Here is a 13,397-nt window from a genome sequence, read left to right as displayed (position 1 = left end):
CGCCTGCGGTCCCGAATCCGAATCCGTACCTGGGCGAGGAGCAGGGGGCTCGGTGCTCTGCGGCGACAGCCCGAATCCGCGTGATCCCGGTGTCTACGAGTCCCTGGAGCAGGTCGCGGCGGCCCGTGCGGGAGACGCGGGACGCCACTGGACCTGGGCGACGCCACTGGACCCGGGCCACGGCGGGATGCACCTGCTGGCCGCTCTCCCCCGACCACTACCGCGGCCCGTGGAACACACCGACAGCGCATCCCCTTCTGGTCATCGGCAACACCTACGATCCCGCCACCCCCGACTCGGCCGCCCGAGCGATGGCCAGGGAACTGGCGGACGCCCGCCTGCTCACCCTCAGCGGGTACGGCCACACCGCGCTGCTCAATCCCAGCAGCTGCATCCAGGCCCACGAGAGCCGCTACCTGATCGACGGCGTCCTCCCGCCGCCCGGGACGACGTGCCGGGAACAGGACACGCCTCCCTTCGCCACGCCCAGGCCGAGCGGCGGCATCGCCACCGGCGGAGGTGGCCTGGCCGGCACCACGTCCTGCGCACCGGTTCCGCCCGGAGCCGACAGAGGCCGCGGCCCGCTCATGTTTCCGCCGCCGGCGCATAGGCCTCCGCCGCCAGCCCGAAGGTCCACGCGACTCCTGCCCTCGCCGTCCGCGTCGAGGGCGGTACGCGTAGCCAGTAGGTGCGGCGTGTCCCGTCCGGTTCGGGGGTGGAGTTGAGGACCTCCACCATCACCACGGGTTCGTCGTCGACCAGGTCGATACGCCACAGGGTTCCTGTCTCGTCCTGGTGGAGGGGGCGGGCTCCCGAGTCGGTCAGATAGCGGTCGTAGCCGTAGTACTCCAGCATCACGCGCCGTAGTTCGGCGTTCTCCTCGTCGCGGACGCGGTCCGGCGTGAGGGTGGCCAGTCCGGCGAGGAACTCCGCGGGGACGGGCATGCCGCGCCAGGCGTGCAGGGCGAAGCCGTCGGGGTAGGCGAGGGCCGGGCCGTCGCCGTGGTCGAGTCGGCCGGCCTCGTCCCGGTGCAGGGCCACGGGCCGCTCGGAGAGGACCGCCACTCCGGCGTAGGGCCACCACCAGCCGGCGTTGCGACAGATCGCCGCGAGCGCGTCGAGCGGGCCGTCGTCAGCGGGGAACGCGGCGAGCCACGGCGCGTCGTGCTGTCCGAGCACGGCGTCCAGCAGGAGCAGCCGGATCTCGGCGGCTTCCCTGCCGGTGTCCCGGCCCGCGAGTTCCTCGATGACACCGGTGCGGATCCGGTCCACCAGGGCCTGGGTCGAGTCCCAGAGCCGTCCGCCCGTCGCCGCCCAGTGCGCGGACCAGCCCGCGGCCCCCAACTCGGCGTACAGGGAACGCCTTTGCCGTGCCCAGGGTGCGCTGCGCACCGCGTCCCGTACGCTCGCGCCGCGGTCCGCCAGGTCTTCCCTGATCAACGTGACGGCTGCGCGTGGCGAACCCACCCACACCACGCGCTCCGGTTCGGCGAGTCCCGCCAGCCGGTAGGCCCGCCGGACACCGTCCTCGGCGGCCGCGCGGTCGGCTGGACCGGTCGCCGAGGCCCATGCACGCCACGGCGCGAGTTCGCCGAAGGCGCTGCTCTCCACCTCGGTCCCCTCCAGTTCGGTCGCGGATCCGAAGTCCGTCGTGGTCATCTGCCCCTCCACCTCTCGCCCCTGCACCCTTTGCCCCAGCACCCGTTGTTCTTCCGGCCTTCGGCTTTCAGTCCGCCACGATCCGCACGGACCCGGGCACGTACTCCCGCTGCCGGATCACCCGGTACCAGCCCTTGGGGAGCGCGATCGCCGCGTGCTCCTCGTGCACGACCCGGCCGCCCTGGGGAAGACTCAGCAGCAGCGGCCCGAACGGCCCCGGCTCACGTATCAGTTCGCCCGGACCGACGATCGCGTGAGCGTGGCCGGTGACCTCGCCCAGCGCCAGCACCAGCCGGCCCCGCCCATCACGCTGCTCCCTCGGAGCGTGCGCCACGTGCGCCGGCACCGCCTCCTCCGTCACCGGCACGATCAGCACGTCTCCCTGTCGGTACATGGCTGTCCCCTCACCGCCGGGTGCACCTCGCACCGGCCTCATGACCACGACCGTAGGCGGCACCACTGACAACGCCCCGAACCCCGCCCCACCGCACGCCGTTGTCAGTGGCTGTTGGTAGAACTGCCGACATCACAGACCGCACACTCTTTCTCCTCGGGAGAGGCCGCATGACCATCGGTGACCACCTGGACCAGCTCCACGGGCTGCCCGCGCACACCTTTCCGGGCCCGGACGAGACGACCGACGACCTCCCCGAGCCGGACACCGTCGCCTGGCGGATCACCAGCGACGTGTACGACGCCGACGAGGAGTGGCCGAAGGCGTTCGCCCGGTTCTGCGCCGCCGTCGACACCACTCGGGTGCGGGCGCTGATAGTCGGGGCCTGGCAGGAGGCGTACGACTCCGATCCCTCCGAGGTCATCGAGGCGCTGCTGGCCGCCCGGGACCGCTTCCCCGCGCTGCGTGCGCTGTTCCTGGGCGACATGGTGATGGAGGAGTGCGAGATCTCCTGGATCAACCAGAGCGACGTCTCCCCGCTCCTCGCCGGGTTCGAGGCGCTGGAGGAGTTCGGTGTGCGGGGCGGCTCGGGGCTGGAGTTCACGGCACTGAGCCACGGCAGGCTGCGCAGGCTCGTCGTGGAGACCGGCGGTCTGCCCGCCGAGGTGGTGCGCGGCATAGGAGCGAGCGACCTGCCCGCCCTGGAGTTCCTCGACCTGTGGCTCGGCACGCCCGACTACGGCGGCGACAGCGAGGCTTCCGACCTGCAGCCGATCCTGTCGGGCGCACGGCTGCCGCACCTGCGTCATCTGGCGCTGCGCAACAGCGAGATGCAGGACGCGGTCGCCGCGTCGGTGGCGTCCGCGCCCGTGGTGGAGCGCCTGGAGGTGCTCGACCTGTCCATGGGTGTGCTGACCGACGAGGGTGCCGGTGCGCTGCTGGGGGGTCAGCCTCTGACGCACCTGAAGAAGCTCGACCTGCACCATCACTACCTCAGCGAGGCGGTCGAGGAGCGGGTGCGCCAGACCCTGGAGCCCGCGGGCGTGGAGGTCGACCTCGACCGCGACGACGCGGAGGAGGACACGGAGGACGACGGCACGGTCTGGCGCTATGTCGCGGTGGGCGAGTGACGACACCCTCCGTGGCCCCGCCGGCTTCCGGTGTCGCCGGTTCGCGGTTCGCCGTGGTCGGCATTCCCGAAAACCGGCGGGTGTCCCTCTTCGCGGACGCGGTGCGCGCGGCCGGCCTGCCCGGCCCGCGCGTCGTCGCCTGGAAAGACGTCCTGATCGGGGGAGGAGCCGAGTTCGCCTCGGACGAGATCGTGCGGGTCGACTCCCCCGGCGAGAATCTCGAGGTCGACCGGCTGTTGCGGGGTGCCCCGGATCCCACCCGGGTCGAGGGCTCGGCCCGCTGGTACGCCCGCTTCACCGCCGCGCTGGGCACCCTGCGCGGCGGCATCCGCCTCGACGACCCCGGCGATCTCGCCGTGCTGTTCGACAAACGCGCCTGCCACGGAGTGCTCGACGCTGCTGGTGTGCCGGTGCCGGTATCGCCCACCTCGGGGCTGGGCGGGGCGCCGGTGCGCGGCTGGGACGACGTTCGGGCGCTGATGCGCGAGCACCGTATGCCCCGGCTGTTCGTCAAGCTCGCGCACGGGTCGTCGGCGTCCGGCGTTCTCGCCGTCGAGGCGGGCGGCGGCCGGATGAGGGCCACCACATCCGTCGAACTCGCCCCGGGCGGGGCGCTGCACAACTCCCTCCGGGTGCGTCGCTACGACAGCGAGCGGGACATCGCCGCCATCGTCGACGCGCTCGCGCCCGACGGGCTGCATCTGGAGCGCTGGGTACCGAAGGCCTCCCAGCACGGCCGGGCCGCGGACCTGCGCGTGGTCGTGGTGGCCGGGCGAGCCACGCACGCCGTGGTCCGCACCAGCCGTACGCCCCTGACCAATCTGCACCTCGGCGGCAGCCGCGGCGACCTCGCCACCGCCCGGGACGCCGTCGGTGCGGCAGGCAGCCGTTGGTCCGACGTACTGGAGGTGTGCGAGCGGGCCGCGGCCTGCTTCCCGCGGACCCTGTGCGTCGGCGTGGATCTGCTGCCGGCGATCGGCTGGCGCAGGGTCTTCGTCGGTGAGGTCAACGCCTTCGGGGACCTGCTGCCCCGGCTGACCGGGCTGCCCGGCAGCGGCGCGGAAGGTCTGGACACCTATGCCGCACAGGTGCGGGCCGCCCTGCGCGAGCCCGCCCCGCCCGGTCCGCTCCACCCGCCCCGTGCGGCGGCCTCCGGAAGGGCCCCGCGCGGACCGTACAGAACAGGAACACCCCATGCCTGAGCCCGCCATGCAGAAACTTCCCACGCCACAGCCCGACCTGCGGGAAGGCCTCATGTCCGAGCCCGACATGAACGAGGTCGTCGGCCGCCACGACCTCCTCCTGGTCACCCTCGACACGCTGCGCCACGACGTGGCCGTAGAGCTGGCGGCCGCAGGGCGCATCCCGAACCTGGCCCGCCACTTGCCCGGCGGCCGCTGGGAGAAGCGTCACGCGCCCGGCAGCTTCACCTACGCCTCGCACCAGGCGATCTTCGCGGGGTTCCTGCCCACGCCGGCCGAACCGGGGCCGCACCCGAGACTGTTCGCGGCGAGCTTCGCCGGCAGCGAGACCACGGCCGACGGCACCTTCGTCTACGACACCCCCGAGTTCGTCTCCGGGCTCGCCCAGCGGGGCTACCGGACCGTCTGCATCGGAGGCGTCGGCTTCTTCAACCAGCAGGGTCCGCTCGGCACCGTGCTGCCCGGGCTGTTCCAGGAGGCGCACTGGGAGAGGGAGTTCGGCGTGACCTCGCCGCACTCCTTCGAGAACCAGGTCGCCCGCGCCGAGCAAGTCGTCGCCGACCTCCCCGCGGAGCAGCGGCTGTTCCTCTTCGTCAACGTCTCCGCGCTGCACCAGCCCAACTGGTTCCACCTGCCCGGCGCGACCCGCGAGGCCGGTGACACCCGCGAGACGCACGCCGCCGCGCTGGAGTACGTCGACAGGCACATCGGACGGCTCTTCGCCGCAGCCGGTTCCCGGCGCCGCTGCTTGGCGATCGTCTGCTCCGACCACGGCACCGCCTACGGCGACGACGGCTACACCGGCCACCGCCTCGGCCACGAGTCCGTGTGGACCGTGCCGTACGCCCACTTCTTCCTCGACCCAGCCAAGGCCCCACGATGACGACCGCACAGCTCACCAGCCCGTACCAGCACTACGTGTACGCCTACCCGCACAAGACCGCCTACCGCCGGCTGCCCGACCGGCCCGCGCTGCGGTCCCTGTGGGCGTCGCAGGACAAGAGCGCCCTGGCCCTCTACCTGCACATACCGTTCTGCGAGGTCCGCTGCGGCTTCTGCAACCTCTTCACCCGCATCGGCGCCCCCGAGGGCCTGACCGACGCCTACCTCGACGCCCTTGAGCGGCAGGCCGACGCCGTGCGCAAGGCACTCGGCGACAGTGAACCGGCGCGGTTCGCGACAGCCGCCTTCGGCGGAGGCACCCCCACCTTCCTCACCGCGTCCGAGCTGGAACGCCTGTGCGACATCGCCGAGCAGGGCACGGGCGCCGACCTTCGTGCGATCCCGCTGTCCGTCGAGGCCTCCCCGGCCACGGCCACCCCGGACCGGCTCGCGGTCCTGGCCGAGCGCGGCACCACCCGGCTGAGCCTCGGCATCCAGAGCTTCATCGACTCCGAAGCGAGGGCAGCCGTACGCCCGCAGCGTCGCTCCGATGTCGAGGCCGCGCTCGGCCGGATCCGCGACACGGCCATCCCGGTCCTCAACATCGACCTCATCTACGGCATCGACGGTCAGACCGAGCGGACCTGGCTGCGTTCCCTGGACGCGGCACTCGCCTGGCAGCCGGAGGAGCTGTATCTCTACCCGCTCTACGTGCGGCCCCTGACCGGGCTCGACCGCCACCGCGCGTCCGCTCAGGGCCCCGATCCGGCCTGGGACGCGCAGCGGCTGAGCCTGTACCGCGCGGGCCGGGACCACCTCCTCGCCCGCGGCTACACCCAGCAGTCGATGCGGATGTTCCGCCGCACCGACGCCCCGCCGCAGGGCGCCGACGACTACGCCTGCCAGAGCGACGGAATGATCGGCCTGGGCTGCGGCGCCCGCTCGTACACGGCCGACGTGCACTATTCCTTCGACTACGCCGTCGGCATGCACGAGATCCGCGGGATCATCGACGACTACGTCGCCACCACCGATTTCGCCCACGCCGAGGTCGGCTACCGCATGGACCCGCACGAGGCGCGCCGCCGGCACCTGCTGCAGTCGCTCCTCCAGACCGAGGGCCTGCCCGTCGACGACTACCGGGCCCGCTTCGGCACCACCCCCCTCGACGACTTCGGGCCCGAACTGCATCGCCTGGCCGACCGGGGCTGGCTGGCCGAGGCCGAGGCCGCGCACCTGCGGCTCACCCCGGAGGGGCTCGCCCACTCGGACGCCGTAGGACCCGACCTGTTCTCCCCCGCCGTCCGCGCCGCCATGGCCGCCTACGAGAGGAAGTGACCGGCCCGCCATGGATCTGACCGTCCTCTACCGGGGCCCGCTCGCCTCCTGTGACTACGACTGCCCTTACTGCCCGTTCGCCAAGCGACGCGACTCCACCGCTCAACTGCGCGCCGACCGGGCCGCCCTGGAACGCTTCGCCGGCTGGGCAGCCGACAGCGACGACGAGTTGTCCCTGCTGTTCACCCCGTGGGGCGAGGGTCTGGTCCGCTCCTGGTACCGGCGCACCCTCGCCGAGTTGTCGCGCCTGCCGCACATCCGCCGCGTCGCCATCCAGACCAACCTCAGCTGCCGCACCGACTGGCTAGCCGACGCCGACCCGGAAACGCTGGCCCTGTGGTGCACGTACCACCCCGGCCAAACCCCGTACGACCGCTTCCTGGCCAAGTGCCGTGACCTGGCCGAGCGCGGGATCCGTTTCAGCGTCGGCGTAGTCGGACTGCCGGAACACCTGGAGGCGGCCCGCCGCCTGCGCGCCGAGCTGCCTCAACACGTGTATCTGTGGATCAACGCCGCCGAGGGCCACAGCTACCTGGACGCCGAGGCCGACGTCTGGACCGCGCTCGATCCCCTCTTCCCCTACAGCCGCCACCCGCACGCCAGCGCCGGCCTGCCCTGCCGCACCGGCGAGTCCGTGATCTCGGTCGACGGGGACGGCACCGTCCGACGCTGCCACTTCGTCCGAGCCGAACTCGGCAACCTCTACGACGACTCCTACCGCGCCGCCCTTCGCCCCCGTCCCTGCCCGCTGGCGGTCTGCGACTGCCACATCGGCTACGTCCACCTCGAAACCCTCCCGCTCTACGACGTCTTCGCCGGCGGAGTCCTGGAACGCATCCCGGCTCACCCGGGCAAGGCACAGGCCGTCCAGGCCGTGACCATCGCGCCCCGGAGCAGCCGGCCCACTACGTAAGATCACCGCATGCCTGCTGCCGAACGCATAACCCGGTCCATGCTCTCTCGTCGCCTCAAGCCGATATCCGCCCCCGAGCCGATGCCGCAACTGCCCCAGCGGATCTGGTCGGATGAGGACTGGGAGCGGATCCGGCGTGGCTACGCGGCGCAGGACATGGACGAGAAGTGGAACGTGTTCGTGGAGGGCGAGGTTGTCTTCCTGCACCGGAGCTGGACCGGTCGCGGAGTCTTCGAGGCGACCTTCGCGCCGGTGGCCGAAGGTGGCCGGCGGATCGCTGGTGCGGTCGTGGAACGCGATCCCAAGCACTACCGGAACTCGGACGACGACTACGACTGCCTCATGCTCGAGTTGGTGATCAGCGCCATCGTGCTGGGCGAACCGGCGCAAGAACTCCGCGCGAGAATGGTCGCGTTGACGCGCCGGGAGCCAGGGGCGGCCGATGCGCCCGCCGGGGTGATTCAGCACAGCGCGCTGGGACTGCGCTCGGATTCCTAGCCGGCCATTCACGACGGTCGGGCAGTCGCCCGGCAGCCCGTTCCCGACTACAACCTCTCTCCCGCCTGCATCCGTTCAGTGCGAACGCCCGCGGGCGGTTCACCACCGCATCCTTCGGTGCGCGCCCCCTGGACAGGTCCTTGTGGGCGTGCTGTCATGCCAGCGACGGGGAATTTATAACGTTGTATAGCCGGGCACCGCTCGTGCGTCCGAAGCCGGGACAACGTTGGCTGAGACAACGATGTCCCCTCCCTCACCGGCTCTCTTCCGGAAAGGCAGGTCATCCACATGTCCATCAGCAGACGGGCGTTGCTGGGCGCGGGCTCGTTCTCGCTGGGAGCCGTGGCTCTCGGCACCCCGTTCGCCGCAGTCGCGGCCGCGGCGGCCGCTCCCCCGGCCGAGACGCTCGTGCCCGACAAGTTCCACCGACTTCGGCCGGGCAGTGTCACCGCCCGTGGCTGGCTCGCCGGGCAGCTCCGGCTTCAACTCGACGGCCTGTGCGGCCGCTTCGAGACCGGCTCCCACTTCCTCGACTTCTCGGCGACCGGCTGGGTCCACCCCGAGCGCAATGCCTGGGAAGAGGTCCCCTACTGGCTGCGGGGCTACATTCCGCTGGCCATCGCCACGCGCGACCCGGGTGCGCTGGCCAGGTCGCGCGAATGGGTGGACGCCATCCTCGCCACGCAGCAGAGCGACGGGTTCTTCGGGCCGCGCGCCCTGCGCACCTCCCTCAACGGCGGCCCCGACTTCTGGCCCTTCCTGCCCCTGCTGCAGGCACTGCGCAGCCACGAGGAGTACACCGGCGACCAGCGCGTGGTGCCCTTCCTGGTCCGCTTCCTCCGCTTCATGAACGCCCAGGGACCGGGCGCCTTCAACACCAGCTGGGTGTCCTATCGCTGGGGCGACGGCCTCGACATCGCCGTGTGGCTCTACCGCCGTACGGGTGAAGCGTTTTTGCTCGACCTCGCGGCAAAGATGCACACCCACGGAGCCGACTGGACCGGCGCCACGCCGAGCCGGCACAACGTGAACATCGCCCAGGGCTTCCGTGAGCCCGCCCAGTACGCGCAGCTGACCGAGTCCGCCGACCTCACCCGGGCGACGTACCGGGCCTACGACGCCGTCATGGCCGAGTACGGCAGGTTCCCCGGCGGCGGGATGGCCGGGGACGAGAACTACCGGCCGGGTTTCACGGACCCCCGCCAGGGCTTCGAGACCTGCGGCATCGTCGAATTCATGGCCAGCCACGAACTGCTGACGCGGATAACCGGCGATCCCGTGTGGGCGGACCGCTGCGAGGACCTGGCGTTCAACATGCTCCCCGCGTCCCTCGACCCGCGCGGCGCATCCATCCACTACATCACCAGCGCCAACAGCATCGACCTCGACAACCGGACCAAGACGCAGGGACAGTTCCAGAACGGGTTCGCCATGCAGGCCTTCCAGGCCGGCGTCGACCAGTACCGCTGCTGCCCCCACAACTACGGCATGGGCTGGCCGTACTTCACCGAGGAGCTCTGGCTGGGCACCCCCGACGGCGGACTCGCCGCCGCGCTCTACGCGCCCAACACGGTCCGTACCCAGGTCGCCGACGGCACGACCGTGACCGTCACCGAGACCACCGACTACCCCTTCGGGGACACGGTCACCCTCACCGTCTCCACGCCCCGCCCGGTGCGATTCCCCCTGCACCTGCGTATCCCCGGCTGGTGCCGCGGCCCCGAGCTCCGCGTGAACGGCGCCACGGTCGCCGCCTCGGACGGTCCTTCGTGGGGACGCGTGGAACGCGCCTGGCGTGAGGGCGACGTCGTCCGCGTCCGCTTCCCGCAGCAGACCCGGCTGCGCACCTGGCCCGGCCAGCACGGTGCCGTGAGCGTCGAAAGAGGGCCGCTCACGTACTCCCTGGACATCGGGGAGCGCTACGACCGCATCGGCGGCACCGACACCTTCCCCGCCTACGAGGTCCACGCCACGACCCCGTGGAACTACGGCCTGGCCCCGGACACTCGGCTCGACTTCACCCGGACCGGTTCCGCGGTACCGGACCAGCCCTTCACTCCTCAGGCCTCGCCCGTACGGATCTCGGCGCAGGCCCGGCGCATACCGGAGTGGATCGCGGACGACGAACACGTCGTCGCCCCGCTCCAGGACAGCCCGGCCCGCAGCTCCGCAGCCGTGGAGACCGTCACCCTCATCCCCTCGGGGGCGGCCCGGCTCCGTATCACCTCCTTCCCCACGGCAGCCCCCGAGGGCAGGCAGTGGACCCCGGAACCGCCCTTCCGCCGTCTCGCGAACCAGAACAGCGGCAAAGTCCTCGCCGTGGACGGGATGTCGACGGACAACAGCGCCCGTGTCGTGCAGTTCGCCGACACCGGTACCGGCGACCACGCCTGGCAGCTCATCGACAAGGGCGACGGCTGGTGCCTGATCCGCAACGGTCACAGCGGAAAGGTCCTCGGCGTCGACCGCATGTCCACGGAGAACAGCGCCATCGTCGTGCAGTTCGAGGACAACGGAACCGCCGATCACCTCTGGAAGCTGGTCGACAACGGCGACGGCTGGTACCGCGTCCTCAACAAGAACAGCAACAAAGTGCTGGGCGTGGACCGCATGTCGACCGCCGACAGCGCACAAGTGGTCCAGTTCGACGACAACGGCACGGCCGATCACCTGTGGCGTTTCCTGTGAGAACGGGAGCGGCCGTCACCTGCCGCGGACATCACCTGCCGCAGTCGCCCCAGGCTTCGGACAGGGCTTCGGGGATTTGCGGGATGTCGCCGCAGCCGTGCGCCCCGCGGGGGAATCCGTCGCTGGCGAGGTACCTCCAGCCGCCCCCGGACGTACTGCTGAAGTACTTGGTGACACTGCCCTCGTCCTGCATGCCGACCAGTTCCTCCTGGGTGGCAGCGGAGGTTGCCTCGAAGCGGGTGGCGGCATAGCGGACGCCGCCGCACTCTCCGTAGAAGAACTGGCCCGGGACAGGACGAACATGGACGAAACGGGGAAAGGCCCGCTGATACGCCCCCGTGACGGCAGCCTTCACCTCGCCGCCTGCGGCCAGGTTGCGGCAGCCGGGTCGTTCCGGGGTCCCGCGAAGGGTCGCCGCGGAGGTGGAGGCTGCAGCGGCCCCGGCCGGGGCAGCAGAGGTGAGCGCCGGGGTGGGTGTGGTGCTGGTCGGCCGCGAGGGAGTTGCCGTGGGTGTGGCGGTGGCAGCTCCCTGCGACGGTGTGCCGGCGGGCACGGAGGCGCTCCCTGAAGGGCTGGAGGACGAAGGAGCGCCCGAGCCGACACGGGAACCCGATGAATCCTGGCACCCGGTCACCAACAGGATGCCGCCCATCACCACTGCCACCGACGTACCTCTGAGACCGGGCACGGCATGTCCTCTCTACTGATCACGATTCGTTCCTAGACACGTGCGCCGACTCCGAGGTTGTGGGCGATGCCGTGCGGAACGGTCTCAATTCCATAACCACACGATCGCGCTGCACGAACGGACCGGAGGGAAGGGTGTGTATCCCTCGGTCGGTGCAGGACGGCTTTAGCCTTGGCTCATCCACGGCCCCTGCCGAGATGGCCGGTCCGGGTTTCCGGATCGCGAGGTGAACGAGGAGTCCCATGGGTCTGCCCGGTATTCAGTCCTCGTCGCTGCAGACGATCGGCGGGACACCGCTGGTACGCCTGAGTCGTGTCGTACCCGACGGGGCGGCTGACGTCCTGGTCAAGGTGGAGGGGGGCAACCCCACCGGCAGCTACAAGGACCGGATGGCACTGGCCATGATCGAGGGTGCGGAACGCCGTGGTGCCCTGCGCCCCGGGCAGCGCGTCGTGGAGTTCACCGGTGGCAGTACGGGGTCCTCGTTGGCCTTCGTCTGTGCCGTGAAGGAGTACCCGCTGTCGATCGTCACCTCGGACGCGTTCGCACCGGAGAAGCTGCGCACGATGCGGGCATTCGGTGCGGAGGTGACCGTGGTGCCCAGCGACGGGGGCCAGATCACGCCCGACCTCTTCGTGCGGATGCGCGAGGAGGTCGACCGGGTCGTCGAGCGCGAGGGCGCCTTCTGGACCGACCAGTTCCACAATGTCGATGCCCTCACCGGCTATGCGGTCCTCGGTCGCGAGATCCTTCAGCAGACCGGTGGCGATGGTGGGGCAGTGGACGTCTTCTGCGCCGGCGTCGGCACGGCCGGAATGTTCGCGGGCGTCTCGGCAGCGTTGCGCGAGGGTGGTCGTCCGGTACGCGCCGTCGCCCTTGAGCCGACCTCTTCACCGATGCTGACCGCCGGCAAGGCCGGACCGCACCGGGTGGAGGGGATCGCCACCGGGATCGTCCCACCGCTCCTCACGCCGGGCTCGTACGACGAAGCCCGCGCCATCGACGAGGCGGAGGCCCGCCGGCTGGCCTTGCCGCTCGCTCGGCAGGAAGGCATCTTCACCGGAACCTCCGGCGCGCTCAACGTCACCGGCGCGCTTCACCTGGCCCGCGAGCTCGGAGAAGGACACGTCGTGGTGACGGTCGCCCCGGACACCGGGCTCAAGTACCTCACCGGCGATCTGTTCGTCGACTGACGTCTCGCCCCGGCGCGGCACGATTGCGCGGCTGTCCCCAATGGAGGGCGCAATCGCACGGCAGATCAGTCGGTGCCGGACTCGGTCAGCCATGCGACGAAGGGTGCGCCAGCGACGGGCTGATGGGTGTCGCGCGGGCCGACGAGACAGACCTCCTCGAAGATGCTCTGGGCGCGCGGTCCGTTACGGCGGCGAAGGAGCCCGCTGCGCCGCAGGTGAGGTCGAGGTCGGCGGGCGTCCCGGTGTGGGTGGCGACGACGGCGTTCCGTCGCGGCAGTCGCAGTCCGTGCACGGTGGCCGGTGCTCCCGTCGGCAGTGGTGCGTCCCCAGGGTTTGGCCCGCCCCGTCGAGCGCGGCCTCTCGGGTGATGCCGCCCTCCTGCATCCGTCAGGCCAGGAGGCGCTCGGCACCGTCGGAACGGATGAAGCCGGGGGCAACCGAATTGACCCGGACACCCTGCGCCTGCGGGGCGACCTCGTTCGCCGACCCTTTGCTGTAGGGGGCCGGCGCACCGTTGGCGGCGGCGTACGCCAGGGTCGACTCGTGCGGGGCCATCCGCTGGATCAGATCGGCCTGCACGAAGAGCCGATCGGCCGTCTCGGGTGGCGGGCAGGCGATGGTGACGACCCGCGCTCCGGTCGCGCGCAGCCGGTGGGCCGTCGCCAGCCCGGTTCCCTGGCTCCCGCCCGCCACCACGGCGAGACGTCCGTCGAGATCATTGCTGTTCACGCACGCCACCGTGGACCCTCTCCCGGGAGAGAGACTCAAGTCCGGACGCGACCGTGTCCTGACCCGGGCAGCCGGGCCAGGAC

General features: G+C 71.1%; 12 protein-coding genes and 1 pseudogene. 9 read left to right on the top strand and 4 right to left on the bottom strand.

Annotated elements, in window-relative coordinates; genetic code table 11:
• Nucleotides 1-80: 80 nt before the first annotated feature.
• Nucleotides 81-443 (top strand): annotated as a pseudogene (locus AC3ETA_RS34030) (alpha/beta hydrolase); the annotation flags it as partial.
• A gap of 142 nt (nucleotides 444-585) precedes the next feature.
• Here the strand turns inward: AC3ETA_RS34030 and AC3ETA_RS34025 are convergent.
• Both AC3ETA_RS34025 and AC3ETA_RS34020 read right to left on the bottom strand, forming a co-directional pair.
• Nucleotides 586-1,659 carry a DUF6745 domain-containing protein gene (locus tag AC3ETA_RS34025; protein WP_432196747.1) on the bottom strand — a complete coding sequence of 358 codons (1,074 nt, stop codon included), beginning with the start codon at nucleotides 1,657-1,659 and terminating at the stop codon, nucleotides 586-588.
• 67 nt (nucleotides 1,660-1,726) lie between these two features.
• Nucleotides 1,727-2,053, bottom strand: coding sequence for a hypothetical protein (locus tag AC3ETA_RS34020; protein ID WP_432196746.1), 327 nt, complete (start codon nucleotides 2,051-2,053; stop codon nucleotides 1,727-1,729).
• 170 nt (nucleotides 2,054-2,223) lie between these two features.
• Here AC3ETA_RS34020 and AC3ETA_RS34015 point away from each other — a divergent pair, with 170 nt between their 5' ends.
• The 7 genes from AC3ETA_RS34015 (at nucleotide 2,224) to AC3ETA_RS33985 (ending at nucleotide 10,704) form a co-directional block, all read left to right on the top strand.
• Nucleotides 2,224-3,183, top strand: coding sequence for an STM4015 family protein (locus AC3ETA_RS34015; protein WP_432196745.1), 960 nt, complete (start codon nucleotides 2,224-2,226; stop codon nucleotides 3,181-3,183).
• Complete coding sequence (locus AC3ETA_RS34010; RefSeq protein WP_432196744.1) at nucleotides 3,180-4,385, top strand: STM4014 family protein; 1,206 nt, start codon at nucleotides 3,180-3,182, stop codon at nucleotides 4,383-4,385. The genes AC3ETA_RS34015 and AC3ETA_RS34010 overlap by 4 nt, the downstream gene beginning before the upstream one ends.
• Before the next feature lie 67 nt (nucleotides 4,386-4,452).
• Nucleotides 4,453-5,268: an STM4013/SEN3800 family hydrolase gene (locus AC3ETA_RS34005; protein WP_432196772.1), complete on the top strand. Its 816-nt coding sequence runs from the start codon at nucleotides 4,453-4,455 to the stop codon at nucleotides 5,266-5,268.
• A complete protein-coding gene (locus AC3ETA_RS34000; RefSeq protein WP_432196743.1) occupies nucleotides 5,265-6,605 on the top strand; it encodes an STM4012 family radical SAM protein in 1,341 nt (446 codons plus the stop codon). The genes AC3ETA_RS34005 and AC3ETA_RS34000 overlap by 4 nt, the downstream gene beginning before the upstream one ends.
• A 10-nt stretch (nucleotides 6,606-6,615) precedes the next feature.
• Entirely contained in the window at nucleotides 6,616-7,518 is a 903-nt protein-coding gene (locus AC3ETA_RS33995) for an STM4011 family radical SAM protein (protein WP_432196742.1), read from the top strand.
• An 81-nt stretch (nucleotides 7,519-7,599) separates the two neighbouring features.
• The gene (locus AC3ETA_RS33990; RefSeq protein WP_432196771.1) at nucleotides 7,600-8,016 is read left to right on the top strand and encodes a hypothetical protein; all 417 of its coding nucleotides are present in this window, start codon (nucleotides 7,600-7,602) and stop codon (nucleotides 8,014-8,016) included.
• Nucleotides 8,017-8,304: 288 nt separating this feature from the next.
• Nucleotides 8,305-10,704, top strand: coding sequence for a beta-L-arabinofuranosidase domain-containing protein (locus AC3ETA_RS33985; protein ID WP_432196741.1), 2,400 nt, complete (start codon nucleotides 8,305-8,307; stop codon nucleotides 10,702-10,704).
• A gap of 31 nt (nucleotides 10,705-10,735) precedes the next feature.
• On the opposite strand, the gene AC3ETA_RS33980 is transcribed toward AC3ETA_RS33985, so the two are convergent.
• The gene (locus tag AC3ETA_RS33980; protein WP_432196740.1) at nucleotides 10,736-11,257 is read right to left on the bottom strand and encodes a hypothetical protein; all 522 of its coding nucleotides are present in this window, start codon (nucleotides 11,255-11,257) and stop codon (nucleotides 10,736-10,738) included.
• 377 nt (nucleotides 11,258-11,634) lie between these two features.
• Between AC3ETA_RS33980 and AC3ETA_RS33975 the strand changes: the two genes are divergently transcribed.
• Nucleotides 11,635-12,585 carry a PLP-dependent cysteine synthase family protein gene (locus AC3ETA_RS33975; protein ID WP_432196739.1) on the top strand — a complete coding sequence of 317 codons (951 nt, stop codon included), beginning with the start codon at nucleotides 11,635-11,637 and terminating at the stop codon, nucleotides 12,583-12,585.
• Between the two features lie 387 nt (nucleotides 12,586-12,972).
• Here AC3ETA_RS33975 and AC3ETA_RS33970 read toward each other — a convergent pair whose 3' ends face one another.
• Nucleotides 12,973-13,314 (bottom strand): SDR family oxidoreductase, encoded by a 342-nt coding sequence (locus tag AC3ETA_RS33970; protein ID WP_432196738.1) that lies wholly within the window; start codon nucleotides 13,312-13,314, stop codon nucleotides 12,973-12,975.
• Between the last annotated feature and the right edge of the window lie 83 nt (nucleotides 13,315-13,397).

This window comes from Streptomyces sp. bgisy027 (genome assembly GCF_057710365.1).
The sequence above is the reverse complement of the archived record's forward strand: the minus strand, read 5'-3'. Positions and strand labels throughout refer to the sequence as shown.